Source organism: Cetobacterium sp. NK01 (assembly GCF_024506395.1).
GTDB classification, from domain to species: Bacteria; Fusobacteriota; Fusobacteriia; order Fusobacteriales; family Fusobacteriaceae; genus Cetobacterium_A; species Cetobacterium_A somerae_A.
In genome coordinates, this window is sequence record NZ_JANIBO010000001.1 from 1,483,343 (window position 1) to 1,499,284 (window position 15,942).

The 15,942-nt window shown below is 34.0% G+C and carries 10 protein-coding genes and 3 rRNA genes; 11 read left to right on the forward strand and 2 right to left on the reverse strand.

Going from position 1 to position 15,942, the window contains the following annotated elements:
* Window position 1: 1 nt before the first annotated feature.
* Complete coding sequence (locus NON08_RS07250; protein WP_256690794.1) at window positions 2-826, reverse strand: mechanosensitive ion channel family protein; 825 nt, start codon at window positions 824-826, stop codon at window positions 2-4.
* Window positions 827-871: 45 nt separating this feature from the next.
* Window positions 872-1,921: a magnesium/cobalt transporter CorA gene (gene corA / locus NON08_RS07255; protein WP_256690795.1), complete on the reverse strand. Its 1,050-nt coding sequence runs from the start codon at window positions 1,919-1,921 to the stop codon at window positions 872-874.
* A 172-nt stretch (window positions 1,922-2,093) separates the two neighbouring features.
* On the opposite strand from corA, the gene NON08_RS07260 reads away from it, so the two are divergent.
* The 11 genes from NON08_RS07260 to murB all read left to right on the forward strand — a co-directional run bounded on the left by NON08_RS07260 (window position 2,094) and on the right by murB (window position 15,929).
* Complete coding sequence (locus NON08_RS07260) at window positions 2,094-2,948, forward strand: hypothetical protein (RefSeq protein ID WP_256690796.1); 855 nt, start codon at window positions 2,094-2,096, stop codon at window positions 2,946-2,948.
* A 194-nt stretch (window positions 2,949-3,142) separates the two neighbouring features.
* Window positions 3,143-4,655, forward strand: a 16S ribosomal RNA gene (locus NON08_RS07265).
* 172 nt (window positions 4,656-4,827) lie between these two features.
* Window positions 4,828-7,737, forward strand: a 23S ribosomal RNA gene (locus NON08_RS07270).
* 49 nt (window positions 7,738-7,786) lie between these two features.
* Window positions 7,787-7,903 (forward strand): 5S ribosomal RNA (gene rrf, locus NON08_RS07275).
* Together the 16S, 23S and 5S rRNA genes form the textbook arrangement of a ribosomal RNA operon.
* Window positions 7,904-7,938: 35 nt before the next feature.
* Window positions 7,939-8,829, forward strand: a complete 891-nt coding sequence (locus NON08_RS07280; RefSeq protein ID WP_256690797.1) for a YegS/Rv2252/BmrU family lipid kinase — start codon at window positions 7,939-7,941, stop codon at window positions 8,827-8,829.
* Between the two features lie 27 nt (window positions 8,830-8,856).
* Window positions 8,857-10,185 (forward strand): UDP-N-acetylmuramoyl-tripeptide--D-alanyl-D-alanine ligase, encoded by a 1,329-nt coding sequence (locus NON08_RS07285; protein ID WP_256690798.1) that lies wholly within the window; start codon window positions 8,857-8,859, stop codon window positions 10,183-10,185.
* Between the two features lie 17 nt (window positions 10,186-10,202).
* The gene (mraY, locus tag NON08_RS07290; RefSeq protein ID WP_256690799.1) at window positions 10,203-11,291 is read left to right on the forward strand and encodes a phospho-N-acetylmuramoyl-pentapeptide-transferase; all 1,089 of its coding nucleotides are present in this window, start codon (window positions 10,203-10,205) and stop codon (window positions 11,289-11,291) included.
* Window positions 11,292-11,349: 58 nt separating this feature from the next.
* Window positions 11,350-12,663 carry a UDP-N-acetylmuramoyl-L-alanine--D-glutamate ligase gene (gene murD, locus NON08_RS07295; RefSeq protein ID WP_256690800.1) on the forward strand — a complete coding sequence of 438 codons (1,314 nt, stop codon included), beginning with the start codon at window positions 11,350-11,352 and terminating at the stop codon, window positions 12,661-12,663.
* Between the two features lie 10 nt (window positions 12,664-12,673).
* Window positions 12,674-13,750 carry an undecaprenyldiphospho-muramoylpentapeptide beta-N-acetylglucosaminyltransferase gene (gene murG / locus NON08_RS07300; RefSeq protein WP_256690801.1) on the forward strand — a complete coding sequence of 359 codons (1,077 nt, stop codon included), beginning with the start codon at window positions 12,674-12,676 and terminating at the stop codon, window positions 13,748-13,750.
* Window positions 13,751-15,100: a UDP-N-acetylmuramate--L-alanine ligase gene (gene murC, locus NON08_RS07305; protein ID WP_256690802.1), complete on the forward strand. Its 1,350-nt coding sequence runs from the start codon at window positions 13,751-13,753 to the stop codon at window positions 15,098-15,100. It abuts the gene before it with no gap.
* Window positions 15,087-15,929, forward strand: a complete 843-nt coding sequence (gene murB, locus NON08_RS07310) for a UDP-N-acetylmuramate dehydrogenase (protein WP_256690803.1) — start codon at window positions 15,087-15,089, stop codon at window positions 15,927-15,929. The genes murC and murB overlap by 14 nt, the downstream gene beginning before the upstream one ends.
* Window positions 15,930-15,942: the final 13 nt, after the last annotated feature.

Genomic DNA, 15,942 nt, shown 5'->3' on the forward strand with positions numbered 1-15,942 from the left:
ATTATTTTTGATAAACATCAAGTTTGTTGTATGGGATTTCAATTCCGTTTTCATCAAATTTCTTTTTAACAAGCTCTTGAAGATCGAAGAATACGTCCCAGTAGTGCTCCTTTTTCGCCCAAACTCTCATTGTAAAATCCAATGAACTTGAGTTATGTTTACTAAGTCTTACAAAGATATCTTTATCCTGAAGAATTAGATGGTGGTTTTTAGCAATGTCAGTTAAAAGTTCTTTAACTTGATCGATAGATGTATCGTACGAAACAGAGAATACGCAATCTACTCTTCTTTCAGCATTAGCACCAGCATTAACAATAACCTCACCAGAAAGTTTACCGTTAGGTACAACAACAAACTTGTTATCTACAGTGTGTAAAACAGTGTAAAGGAAAGTTATTCTTTGAACAGTTCCTTCAACGCTACAAGTTATAATATAGTCTCCCTTAGTAAAATATCTAGAAGCTAGTATTTGCATACCACCAGCAAGGTCAGACAAACTTCCTTTTAAGGCAAGTCCAATACCGATACCAATAGATCCAAGAAGTGCTAAGATAGATGTCATTTCAATACCAAGTATTTGAATTATATTTAAAGCATAAAATATAATTATTAAAATATTTAAAAAAGACTGTAAAAAATGTACTAAAAGTTCGTCAAGTTTTTTTAGTGATAAAAACTTATTGAAAGCTTTCATAATAAATCCTTGAACAGGTCTATAAGTAACCCATAAAATTGCTAAAAAAATCAATTTTTTAATGAATATAGGTGCTGATTTAGCAAGAGCAGCAGTAAATTCGTTGATAAAAGTTGCCAGTGTTTGTTCCATTTGTTGAAATCCTCCTATGTAAAAAATTATAAATAAAATTAAATGTTACCACCATTTTTTCTTTTTGAAGAAATAAGCAGTTCCTGCAATTATAGATCCCATAATTCCTAAAAGTATAAAATATCCATATTTCCAGCTTAATTCAGGCATATGCTCAAAGTTCATACCGTATAACCCAGCAAGAAAACTTAAGGGAATAAATATGCTAGAAATCATAGTTAAAACTTTCATAATCTCGTTCATTCCAGTACTAATAGTAGAGTGATAAAGCTGTAAAAGTTCATTGCCTCTATTAAAAAGAGCATCGTTTGATTCGTTTGCTATAATTATATGATCTTGCAAATCACGTAAATAGATATCTATATCTTCTCCAAGATATTCTTGAATATCAGAATCTTTAAATTTTGAAGAGACTTCTTTTAAAGGAGTTAATGCTCTTCTGAATTTTAGGAGCTCTTTTTTTAGCTCTAATATTTCATCAAAATCTTCTTTTTTAGGATCGGTAGTAACTTTATCTTCTAAATCATCAATTCTTTCTTCTAAATCTTCAATAATGACAAAATAGTTATCAACTATTCTATCAATTAAAGAGTAAGTTAAATATCCTTCCTTTTTTGTTCTAAGACGTCCACTTCTTTTTTCAATCCGACATCTAATACTGTCAAAAACATCAAATGGATTTTCTTGAAAGGTTATTAAAAGATTAGAAAATAATATAAAAGATATTTGCTCATATTCATATTTGTGCTTTTTGCTAGAGTGAGAAATCATTTTTAAAGTGATAAAAATGTAATCATCTCTAATTTCTAACTTAGGTCTTTGGGAACTGTTTAACAAGTCTTCTAAAATTAATGAATCAATATTAAAAGCTTCCCCTACTTTTTTTATAAGATCTGTATTATGAATACCTCCAATATTTAACCAATTGACATGTGAAGGATGTAATTCTATAAAAAGATCATCTCTAAAAATAAAACTATTTTTTTTGAAAGATTCATGATTGTAAGTGTAGTGAGTTATAGGAATCTCTAAGGTTGATTGTCGATCACCGGTATAAAGAAGAGTTCCTGGTTGTAATCCAACTTTTTTATTCAAAATAGTACCTCCTATTAGATAGTATAGTAATATATTATACTATATCTTACTATATCAATAAAAGAAAAACAACAGGTAAATAAAACAAGATAAATGAAGAGTGAAAAATTGTAAAAAAATAGGAAAGTATGTTAAAATAGAAATAGTAAATTAAGTTTTTAAGGAGAAAGTTATGAATTATTTTTTATTTTTAAATCATCCTAAAGGTGAAGAAGTTTATAAAGTGAATAAAAAAAGAGAAGAAATGTTAAGAGAGCATTTTTCTAGAGTAGACATATTAAAAACTGAAGTTATATTAAGAGGAAAAACGTATGAAGCTATTGTTGATTATACAGCTTTTTCAAATTTAGCTAACTTTGATTGCTTTAATTGCCAAGATCCATGTTGTGCTGATAATCCAGTGATTTATGAGAAAAATACAAGAGAGTTTATTTTAGATAACATAGAAAGCTATAATAAAAAAACTAAAAATATTGATATTTTATTAGAATGTGGGTATAAGATTGAAGAAATAATAAAAAGTATAGAAGAAGATTCGTGTATGGTTCCTAATGAAGTGGTAGAGAATGAAGTTTCCCTTTGTACATGTTCATTTAAACCAAATAATGAATCAGTGCTTTGTTCACTTCATGCTATTTGTTTAGAAAATGAATCAGGCATTGAAGAGATTGTTAAGAAAAAACCTTTAGTTTGTAGCTTATGGCCTATAGATATTATAACAGAAGATGATGAGAGTTTATTATACATAACTGTTCCAGATGATTTTACTACTGGCTTTACAATTGAAGATTACTATGATACGCCCTGTATAAATAAAGAGCTTACACAAAGTTCAAAATTTAGAAGAAAAAATCCAGAAGGTTTTTTAGAGCAAGAATATTTTCCATTGATAATGGCATATGGTGAAACGTTAAAGTATAGTTTAGGAGAAAAGTTTTGTGATGAGGTAAAAGAAAAATTACTAATTGAAAACCTTATTTTTATTGAAGAGTTAGATATAAAAGAAAAACAAATATTAAAAAAATAAAAAAACTTGTTGACGAAGTTTAAAATTTATGATACTATAATTTTTGTCAGCGGGAAACACCGCCGGCAAGAATTATAGAAAAGGACATTAACAACCGAATAGAGAAAATAGTCAGAAGTTATGAAAATAACAAATGCCAGAAATGGCAAACCAATAAATGGTGTAAACGTAAGTCTTAGGACTTTAAATATATTTGAATGAAGAGTTTGATCCTGGCTCAGGATGAACGCTGACAGAATGCTTAACACATGCAAGTCGATTCGATTTACCTTCGGGTAATGAGGATGGCGGACGGGTGAGTAACGCGTAAGGAACTTGCCTCTTGGTCTGGGACAACTGTTGGAAACGACAGCTAATACCGGATATTATGAGATTCTCGCATGGGAAACTTATGAAAGCTATATGCGCCAAGAGAGAGCCTTGCGTTCCATTAGCTAGTTGGTGGGGTAACGGCCCACCAAGGCGACGATGGATAGCCGGCCTGAGAGGGTGAACGGCCACAAGGGGACTGAGACACGGCCCTTACTCCTACGGGAGGCAGCAGTGGGGAATATTGGACAATGGGCCACAAGCCTGATCCAGCAATTCTGTGTGCACGATGAAGGTCTTCGGATTGTAAAGTGCTTTCAGTTGGGAAGAAGAAAGTGACGGTACCAACAGAAGAAGCGACGGCTAAATACGTGCCAGCAGCCGCGGTAATACGTATGTCGCAAGCGTTATCCGGATTTATTGGGCGTAAAGCGCGTCTAGGCGGAAAAATAAGTCTGATGTTAAAATGCGGGGCTCAACTCCGTATTGCGTTGGAAACTGTTTTTCTAGAGTACTGGAGAGGTGGGCGGAACTACAAGTGTAGAGGTGAAATTCGTAGATATTTGTAGGAATGCCGATGGAGAAGTCAGCTCACTGGACAGATACTGACGCTGAAGCGCGAAAGCGTGGGGAGCAAACAGGATTAGATACCCTGGTAGTCCACGCCGTAAACGATGATCACTAGGTGTTGGGGGTCGAACCTCAGCGCCCAAGCTAACGCGATAAGTGATCCGCCTGGGGAGTACGCACGCAAGTGTGAAACTCAAAGGAATTGACGGGGACCCGCACAAGCGGTGGAGCATGTGGTTTAATTCGACGCAACGCGAGAAACCTTACCAGCGTTTGACATCCTAAGAAGTTTCTAGAGATAGATTCGTGCCGGCTTGCCGGAACTTAGTGACAGGTGGTGCATGGCTGTCGTCAGCTCGTGTCGTGAGATGTTGGGTTAAGTCCCGCAACGAGCGCAACCCCTATTGTATGTTGCTACCATTAAGTTGAGCACTCATGCGATACTGCCTGCGATGAGCAGGAGGAAGGTGGGGATGACGTCAAGTCATCATGCCCCTTATACGCTGGGCTACACACGTGCTACAATGGGCAGTACAGAGAGTTGCCAACCCGCGAGGGTGAGCTAATCTCTTAAAGCTGTTCTTAGTTCGGATTGTACTCTGCAACTCGAGTACATGAAGTTGGAATCGCTAGTAATCGCAAATCAGCATGTTGCGGTGAATACGTTCTCGGGTCTTGTACACACCGCCCGTCACACCACGAGAGTTGGTTGCACCTGAAGTAGCAGGCCTAACCGTAAGGAGGGATGTTCCTAAGGTGTGATTAGCGATTGGGGTGAAGTCGTAACAAGGTATCCGTACGGGAACGTGCGGATGGATCACCTCCTTTCTAAGGAGACTATTTCTCTATTCGATTGATAGTGTTCTTTACTATCAAACTTGGACATTGGAAACTATATAGTAGATATTGAGAAAATATTCTAAATTAACTAACAATTCATTTTTAAGTCAATCTTAAATTGAGTAGTTAGTCTGTCTAAATAATATGAATTATATTACAAGGTTAAAATATTAAGGGCACACGAAGGATGCCTAGGAAGTAAGAGCCGATGAAGGACGTGGTAAGCTGCGATAAGCTTGGTGGAGTTGCAATCGAACTGTGATGCCAAGATTTCCGAATGGAGAAATCTGCTAAGATGGAGTCTTAGCACGAAAGAGGGAACCGGGTGAACTGAAACATCTAAGTAACCCGAGGAAAAGAAAGTAAACACGGTCCCTAAGTACCGGCGAGCGAACGGGGGTGAGCCCAAACCGTAGATGTGCCAAGGATGCAGCCGTTGCATCTACGGGGTAGCGGGAAGATCGTCTGAAGAACTGCAAGGTATTCGACATTATGATACGCCGAACTGGAAAGGTCTGGAAAGGCCTGCCGTAGAGAGTGAAAGCCTCGTACAGGTAAACCGTATCAAATGTATGATCTCTCCCAAGTAGCACGGAACACGAGGAATTCTGTGTGAATCTGCGAGGACCATATCTCGTAAGGCTAAATACTCTTACTTACCGATAGCGCATAGTACCGTGAGGGAAAGGTGAAAAGAACCCCGGGAGGGGAGTGAAATAGAACCTGAAATCGTGTGCTTACAAGCGGTCAGAGCCCTTTGGGGTGATGGCGTGCCTTTTGGAGAATGATCCTGCGAGTTACGTTCAGTGGCAAGGTTAAGTTTAACGGAGCCGAAGGAAAGCGAGTCTGAATAGGGCCAGATAGTCGCTGGGCATAGAGGAGGAACCTGGTGTTCTAAGCCTGTCCAGGGTGCTGTGGTAAGACACAGTGGAGGCCCGAACTCACCGCCGTTGAAAAGTTGGGAGATGAGGTAGGTTTAGGGGTGAAAAGCCAATCGAACCAGGAGATAGCTCGTTCTCTCCGAAATGCATTTAGGTGCAGCCTTGAGTGTTCAATTATGGGGGTAGAGCACTGAATGACCTAGGGGGCATACTGCTTACCGAAGTCAATCAAACTCCGAATACCATAATTCTAGAGCTCAGGAGTGAGACTATGGGAATTAACTTCCATGGTCAAAAGGAAACAACCCAGACCACCAGCTAAGGTCCCTAATTATAACTAAGTGGGAAAGGAGGTGGAGATTCACAAACAACCAGGAGGTTGGCTTAGAAGCAGCCATACCTTTAAAGAGTGCGTAATAGCTCACTGGTCGAGAGTCTCTGCGCCGACAATGTAACGGGGCTAAGTTATAAACCGAAGCTGTGGAGTTGCGTAAGCGACTGGTAGGAGAGCGTTCTGTAGGCCGTTGAAGGAGAATCGACAAGAGACTCTGGAGGTATCAGAAGTGAGAATGCAGGAATAAGTAGCGAGAATGGGGCGAGAATCCCCCACGCCGGAAGACCAAGGGTTCCAGGGTAAAGTTTGTCTCCCCTGGGTAAGCCGGGTCCTAAGCCGAGGCTAGATTGCGTAGGCGAATGGAAAACAGATTAATATTTCTGTGCCACTGATATCAAGTGATGGAGGGACGCAGGAGGTTATGCACGCTGGCGAACGGAAGTGCCAGTTCAAGCATGTAGCGTGGTCTAGTAGGAAAATCCGCTAGACTAAACGTGAGGTGTGATGAGGAGTCGTAAGATGGAAGGTGCAAATACCACACTGCCGAGAAAAGCTTCTAAGCGTTATAAAGATATTAGTGCCCGTACCCCAAACCGACACAGGTGGTCAGGATGAGAAATCTAAGGCGGACAGGCTAACTCTCGTTAAGGAACTCTGCAAAATAGCCCCGTAACTTCGGGAGAAGGGGTGCCTTTTATGGTGAGTGTACACGCGACGCAAAGCTATGAGAGGCCGCAGTGAAGAGTCTCAGGCGACTGTTTAACAAAAACACAGGTCTATGCTAAGCTGTAAGGCGACGTATATGGGCTGACACCTGCCCAGTGCCGGAAGGTTAAGAGGAGGAGTGAGAGCTCCGAATTGAAGCCCCGGTGAACGGCGGCCGTAACTATAACGGTCCTAAGGTAGCGAAATTCCTTGTCGGGTAAGTTCCGACCTGCACGAATGGTGTAACGATCTGAGAGCTGTCTTGACGGGAGGCCTGGTGAAATTGTATTACCGGTGAAGATACCGGTTACCTGCAGTAGGACGGAAAGACCCCATGGAGCTTTACTGTAGCTTGGTATTGGGTTTTGGCATCGTATGTATAGGATAGTTGGGAGACTAAGATGTGTGGTCGCTAGATTACGCGGAGTCACTGGTGGAATACCAACCATACTATGTCGGAATTCTAATTTGAGGTTTGTACCCTCGAAGACAGTGCTAGGTGGGCAGTTTGACTGGGGCGGTCGCCTCCGAAAGAGTAACGGAGGCGTTCAAAGGTTCTCTCAGGTTGGATGGAAATCAACCGTAGAGTGCAATGGCATAAGAGAGCTTAACTGCGAGACTGACGGGTCGAGCAGGTGCGAAAGCAGGACATAGTGATCCGGCGATTCCGAATGGAAGGGTCGTCGCTCAACGGATAAAAGCTACCCTGGGGATAACAGGCTGATTCTACCCGAGAGTCCATATCGACGGTAGAGTTTGGCACCTCGATGTCGGCTCATCGCATCCTGGGGCTGGAGAAGGTCCCAAGGGTTGGGCTGTTCGCCCATTAAAGCGGTACGTGAGCTGGGTTCAGAACGTCGTGAGACAGTTCGGTCCCTATCCACTGTAGGCGTTAGAGTATTGAGAAGATCTGTCCTTAGTACGAGAGGACCGGGATGGACAAACCTCTGATGTACCAGTTGTCACGCCAGTGGCACAGCTGGGTAGTCACGTTTGGAACAGATAACCGCTGAAAGCATCTAAGCGGGAAACTGACTTCAAGATAAGTACTCTTTAAGATACCTTCGAGACTAGGAGGTTGATAGGTTGGGGGTGTAAGAGTTGTGAGACTTTTAGCTGACCAATACTAATATATCGAAGTTTTAACCTTAATATACTACTATATAGTTTCAAGTGTTCAAGAACACAAATAAATATTGATTGGCAACGATAGCTATGGAGGTACACCCAGTAACATTTCGAACCTGGAAGTTAAGCCCATAAACGCTGAAAGTACTTGGGGGGCAGCCCCCTGGGAGGATAGGAAGTTGCCAATCTTTTTTTTATACCCAAAAAACTGGAGGATGATTATATGATAAAAAAAAGAAAAGTAAAATTGATATATAATCCTGTTTCAGGTGGTGGAAAAATTTTAAAAGAGCTGGATAAAATTTTTGAAGTATACCAAGAACATGGATATATTGTTGATATTTTTAGAGTTTCACATAGTTGTAATAAAAATGAAATTTTAGAAAATGTAGACGATTATCATCATTTTTTGATTTCTGGTGGAGATGGAACAATAAATAGTTTTGTTAATATTTTAAAAAAAAATAATATAGATATTCCAATTGCTGTATTGCCAACAGGAACAGCTAATGATTTTGCAAATGTTATAGGAATGCCTAAAAATATAGAAAAAGCTTGTAGAAAAATATTATCAACTGAGATAAAAGAGATAGATTTAGGAAAAATAAATAGTCAATATTTTATAAATATAGTTAGCATTGGTGTTTTTTCAACAATCTCTCAAACAACAGATAGAAATATGATAAAAACTATGGGAAAATTAGCTTACGTTTTAAATGGTATAAAGGAGATTGCAAAAATAAAAAAATTAAAAATAATATTAGAAAGTGATGAATATAGTGCAATGACTGATATGGTTTCACTTTTAGTTTTTAATGGGAGAAGTGCAGGAAATTTTGAATTAGCTTATAATGCAAAATTAGATGATGGATATTTTGACGTATTACTTTTAAAACCAGATTTTATTGTTGATGTTCCAGAAATAAGCGCAGCATTAGCAACAAAAACTCATTTAGAAAAGAATATTCATTCAGTAAAATATTTTAAAACTAAATTTATGAAAATAGTTGGAATTGAGAATTATCCTACAGATATTGATGGAGAAACTGGACCTAAATTGCCAATAGAAATAGAATGTATCCATAAAGGATTAAAAGTTTTAGGGATTGGTTAAAAAAAATTTGAAAAGAGTACTAAAAAAATGGTAAAATATGAAGCGAATATAAAAAAAGGGGATGTAGAATTGAAAGTATTTACTAAAGTTTTATCAGACTATTTTCAAAAGCTAAAAATAAGTGTACCAAAAGAATTATCAATTAAGAATGTACAAATGGATAGTAAAAAAGTAGAAAAGGGATCATTATTTATTGCTATAAATAATGGGAATAACTATATAGAGGAAGCTCTTGAAAAAGGAGCTGAGCTTATTATCTGTGACAAAGATTTAGATATCATTAACTCAAAAATAATAAAAGTTTCAAATAGTATAAAGTTTTTACAAGATATAGCTAAAATATATAGAGAAAATTTAAATATAAAAATTATAGCTGTAACAGGTAGCGAAGGAAAAACTACAACAAAAGACTTAATATTTGGAGTCTTATCACATAAATATAAAGCAAAAAAAACATTGGGTAATTATAACAATCAAATAGGATTACCATTTTCAATTCTTCAATTGGATGAAAAGGATGAAGTTGCTGTTTTAGAGATGGGAATGAGCAATTTAGGAGAAATAGATTTGTTATCTAAGATATCAAAGCCAGATTATGCTATAATAACAAATATTGGAGATTCTCACTTAGAATTTTTAATAAATAGAGATAATGTTTTTAAAGCTAAGACTGAAGTTTTGAAATATTTAAACAAAAATCATGTATTAGTTTATGGTGATGATCCATATCTTAAAAATTTAGATACTTTAAAAGTTGGTTTTGATTTGAAAAGTAATTTTAAAATAAGTGATGAAGTTGAAGTATACGAAGGAGTTCATTTTAGATTAAATGATGAAAAGTATTTTGTCCCTTTAAATGGCTTATATAATGCTGTGAATGCTTCTTTTGCAATTTCTATAGGGAAATTATTAGGTATGTCTTATCAAGAGATAAAACAATCTTTGGAAAAGATAAAAATAACTTCTATGAGATTTGAAAAAATAGAAAAAGATGGAATACTTTTTATAAATGATGCATATAATGCTAGTCCGGTATCAATGGAGATGGCTTTAAAAGCTTTCTCATCATTGCCACTAAGTAGAAAAAAAATTATTGTTTTAGGGGATGCTTTAGAATTAGGTGAGAAAGAAATAGAGTATCATAAGATTATTTTATTAGAAGCTTTGAGGCATAGCTTTGACAAAATATTTATTTATGGTCAAAGAATGAAAAAAGCTTCAGAAATTTTAAATAATTCTAAAATAACTTATTTTGCAGAAAAAAGTATTATTAGAGATGAGCTGAATAAAATGGAAAATATAGCTGTTTTATTAAAAGGATCAAGAGGGATGAAGTTAGAAGAAATAATTATGTAATTAAAGGAGTAAGAGGGATGCTATATTTATTGGCAGGGTATTTACCAGTTTTAGAGGGGCTTAAATCGATATATTTAAGAAGTTTTTTAGCTTTTATACTAGCATTTTTAGTTGTTTTAGTAACTGGAAAACCGTTTATACAGTATTTAAAGGTAAAAAAATTTGGAGAGTCTATAAGAGAAGAGGGACCAGTAAGCCACTTTTCAAAAAAGGGAACTCCAACAATGGGTGGAATTTTAATAATTTTTGGAACTTTATTGACATCATTATTAGTTGGTGATTTATTTAATAAATTTTTAATTTTAATGTTTGTTATAACAATTCTTTTTAGTAGTATAGGATTTGTAGATGATTATAAAAAATTTACTGTTAACAAAAAAGGATTGTCAGGGAAGAAGAAATTAATTGGACAATGTTTTATAGCCATTGTAACATGGTTTTTTATAAAAGAGTTTGGATTGACAGGAAATAAAGTTCTAGATTTATCAATTGTAAATCCGGTTATATCTAATAGTAGTTTTTATTTAGGAAGTTTTTTGATGCTTATTTTTATAGCATTGGTATTAATGGGAACTTCAAACGCAGTAAATATAACAGATGGATTAGATGGACTAGCAATAATGCCTGTAATAATAGGGGCAACAATTTTAGGGATAATAGCTTATTTCACAGGTCATATAGAGTTAAGTAATCACCTTAATTTACACTATATAGCAGGGATTGGTGAGTTATCGGTGTTTTTATCTGCTCTAATAGGAGCTGGATTAGGATTCTTATGGTATAATTTTTATCCTGCTCAAATATTCATGGGAGACACAGGATCCTTGACATTAGGAGGGATTTTGGGAGTTGTAGCAATTCTTTTAAAACAAGAACTTCTTTTACCGATAATAGGTGGAGTATTTGTTTTAGAAGCGATATCTGTTATTCTTCAGGTGGGTTCTTTTAAAATGAGAGGAAAAAGAGTATTTAGAATGGCACCGATACATCATCACTTTGAATTGGCTGGATTACCTGAGACAAAGGTGACAATGAGATTTTGGATTGTGGCATTATTTTTAGGAATGATAGCTTTAGGTATAGTGAGATTAAGAGGAATACTATAATAAGACCACAGTGAAAGTCACTGTGGTTTTTGTCGTTTAAAAATAAGGAGGTAAATCCATGAGAAAAGCAATGGTATTTGGAGCTGGAGTTAGTGGAAAAGGCTCAGAAAAAACATTAAAAGAAATGGGATATGAAGTTTTTTTAATTGATGATAAAACGGATATTTCTTCAGAGGAAGGACTAAAAATTCTAGAAAACGAAAAAATAGATATTTTTATAAAAAGTCCAGGAGTACCATATACAAATTTAGTAAAAAAAGCATTAGAGTTAAAAATAGAAGTAATTGATGATATAGAATTAGGTTATAGATATAAAATAAATAACAATATTAAAGGGAAAATAATAGCAATAACAGGAACAAATGGAAAAACAACAGTAACATCAAAAATTAATGAAATGTTAGAAAAAGCAGGTTACACTTCAAAAGTATGTGGAAATATTGGATATTCTTTTAGTGAAACTATTATGGAAAATCCGAGTTTAGATTATTATGTTTTAGAGGCAAGTTCTTATCAATTAGAAAATATAAAAGATTTTAAAGCAGACATATCTTTAATAGTTAATTTGACTCCAGATCATTTGTCTCGATACAAAACTTTAGATCATTATTATGACACAAAGTTTAATATAGGGAGGAATCAAAAGGAAAATGAATATTTTATAGTAAATACTTCATGTGCTGAAAGTTTAAAAAGAGTTGAAAAAATTTCTGGAAAAAAAATTTTTATAGGAATGAATAAAACAAATAAAAATGAATTATGTTTTGTAAAAGAAGGAGATATATATTATGAGAGAGAACTTGTTTTAAATGAAAATTTAGCTTCTTTAAAGGGAAAACATAACTTGGAAAATATGCTATTTATAGTTACTGTAGGAAAATTATTAGGGATATCTACTAATCTTATAAGAGAATTTTTATATTCTACTAAAACTTTAGAACATAGAATGGAAAAATTTTTTAACTATGGAAAAGTAGAATTTATAAATGATTCTAAAGGAACAAATATAGATTCAACAAAATTTGCAGTAGAAGCTTTCAAAAATCCGATTCTAATATGTGGTGGCTATGATAAAGAGTTAGATCTTTCACCATTGGAGAAATTAATTAAAAACAATGTTAAAGAGGTTTATTTGATTGGAGATATAGCAAATAAACTTGAAGAAGGATTAGCAAAAATAAATTATCCTAAAAATAAAGTTTTTAATTTAAAAACTTTAGATAAAGTTTTAGAAGAATTAAAGCTAAAAATTGATAAAGATCAAGAGGAGATAATATTGTTTTCACCAGCAACATCAAGTTTTGACCAATTTAAAAACTTTGAAGAGAGAGGGAAAGTTTTCAAAGAATTGGTAATACGTTATTTTAATTAGGAGAGAGTTTATGAAAAAAAAGATAATAATAACAACTGGTGGAACAGGAGGACATATATATCCAGCTTTAGCAGTGGGGAAGAAACTTTTAAATAGAAATATGGAAGTTTTATTTGTAGGAAGTTCTACTAGAATGGAAAAGGATCTTGTTCCAGAAGAAGGATTTAGGTTTTTAGGAATAGACGTTTATCCATTTCAAAATCTAAAAAAAATAGTATCAAATATGAAAGCTTTTTTACAAGCTTTTAAAATTGTAAAAAAAGAACAGCCAGATATAATAATAGGATTTGGAAATTATATATCAATACCAGTGTTGTTAGCAGGAATGATTTTGGGAAAAAAAATATATTTACAAGAACAAAATGCGGATTTAGGAATGGCAAATAAGTTATTTTATAAAATAGCAAAAAAATGTTTTTTAGCTTTTGATACAACATATGAAGAGATATCAATAAAAGATCAGCACAAATTTTTAGTAACTGGAAATCCTTTGAGAGAGGATATCTACGCTATGGATAAAGAAACAGAAAGAGAACGATTAAAAATTGGAAAAGATGAAAAAGTTCTTTTAATAACTGGAGGAAGTTTAGGAGCAAAATCTTTAAATGAAGCTGTAATTAAAAGTTTAAAAGATATTTATAAAGATAAAAGCATCAGGATTTATTGGGCAACTGGTGAAAAAAACTTTAATGAAATTAATGAAAAATTAGAAGATCAGCAAATAAAAGTCAGTGATATAATAAAACCGTATTTTAATAATATGATAAATATTATGGCAGCAGCAGATTTAATTGTTTGTAGAGCAGGTGCTCTTACAGTTTCTGAAATAATGCAGTTAGAAAAACCATCTATTTTGATACCATACAACTCAATTAAAGTTGGACAATATCAAAATGCTAAAATATTATCAGAAAATGAAGCAGCTCTTTTATATAGTGATAGTAAAGCAGAAGAGGCGCTAGAAAAAGCTCTTGAATTAATAAAAAATGAAGAGGAGCTAAACAAGATGAGCAAAAAAGCTAAAAATTTAAAGAAAAGCAATGCGGCTGAAAAAATTGTTGAATGCTTAGACATATGGAGGAGTTAAATGAATAATATATATTTTATTGGAATAAATGGTATTGGAATGAGTGGATTAGCGAAAATTATGAAGCTAAAAGGTTATGAGGTTTCAGGAGCGGATCTTTCTAGAAACTATGTAACTGAAGAACTAGAGAGCTTAGGAATAAAAATTTATGGGGAGCATGTAGCTAAAAATATAGAAGGAGTAGATTTAGTTGTAGCTTCAAGTGCAATAAAACAGGAAAATCCTGAGATTCAAAGAGCTAAAGAGTTGGGGATAAAGATAATTAAAAGAGGAGAGTTGTTATCTTTATTGATGAATAAAGAAAAAGGAATAGCAGTAGCTGGAACTCACGGTAAAACAACAACAAGTTCAATGTTAGGATCATTACTTCTAGACATTGATCCAACAATAGTAGTAGGAGGGATTCTACCAGAGATCGGTTCTAATGCTAGATGTGGAAAAGCAGAGATTTTTATTGCAGAAGCAGATGAAAGTGATAACTCATTTTTACATCTAACACCAGAAATTTCAATAATAACAAATATTGAAGCAGATCATCTTGAAAATCATGGATCTCTTGAGAATATAAAAAAGTCATTTAAGCAATTTATGGATCAAACAAAAAAGGAAATTCTGGTTTGTGATGATTGTCAAGAAAGTTTAGATTTAATAAAAAATAGAGAAAATATAAAAACATATAGTATAAAAAAGTTAAATTCAGATATAATAGCCACAGATATTAGAATAATAGATTCAAAAACAAAGTTTAAGGTAACTATAGATGGAGAATTATTTGGAGAGTTTGAATTATCAATTCCAGGAAATCATAATATTCAAAATGCATTACCTGTTATATATTTGGCAAAAAAATATGGAATTAAAAAAGAAATAATAGCAGAAAAACTTTTGAAATTTAAAGGTGCGAAAAGAAGATATGATATTCTTCACAGTGATAAAATAAGAATAATAGATGATTATGCTCATCATCCAACAGAGATAAAAGCGACAATTCAAGGAGCAAAAACTATAGAAAAAAATAAAACAGTAGCTATATTTCAACCTCATAGATATAGTCGTGTAAAATTTCTTTTGAATGAGTTTAAGGGAAGTTTTGAAGGCGTAGATGAGGTTATATTAATGCCAGTTTATAGTGCTGGAGAAAAAAATGAGTTTGGGGTAACTCTTGAAAAGTTAAAAGAAAAGATAGGGCATAAGCACTGTAGAATAATAGAAAAAAATGAAGAAATAGAAAAATTAGTAGTAGGAGAAAAGGGTGCTGCCACATTTTTATTTATGGGGGCAGGAAGTATATCTACACTAGCTCATACAATAGCTGATAATATAGGGAGAATAGGAAATGAAGTTATATAAAAATCACATTATGAAAGAACACTCGAATATGAAGATAGGAGGAGTGGCAAAAGAGTTTATAGAAGTAGAGAATAGAGACGAATTATTGGAGATTTTAAAAGAGAAAGAGAATACATTTATTTTAGGAAATGGAACAAATACTTTAATAGCTGATGGAGATTTAGAAACAATATTTATCTCTCTTAAGGCAATTGATTATATAGATGATAAGGGAAATGGAATTGTAGAAGTTGGAGCTGGATTAGATTTTTCTAAATTAATAGATTATATGGAAGAAAAAAATTACACAGGATTAGAAAATTTAGCAGGAATACCAGGAAGCGTAGGTGGACTTGTTTTTATGAATGGTGGAGCTCATGGAACAGAGATTTTTGATAAGATAATATCAGTTGAAGTTATAGATGAAAATAATGAGCTTAGAAAAATAAAAAAAGAAAACTTAAAATTTTCATATAGAGTGACAGAGATAAAAGAAAAAAAATGGGTTGTAGTAAGTGCCACATTTAAATTTGAAGAGGGATATTTAAAGGAAGTTGTAGAAAAATATAAACTTAAAAGAAGTGAAAATCATCCATTAAATGAACCAAATTTAGGAAGCACTTTTAAGAATCCAGAAGGGCATTTTTCTGCAAGACTTATAATAGAGGCAGGACTTCAAGGAAAAAGAGTTGGTGGAGCTGAAATATCTATGATTCATCCAAACTTTGTTGTAAATAAGGGAGAAGCAAGATTTGAAGATATTATTGAAATAATTGAAGAAGTAAAAATAGGTGTAAAAAATAAAACTGGAATACAATTAGAAGAAGAGATTATAATTGTAAGAAACTAACTAGGAGGAAAAA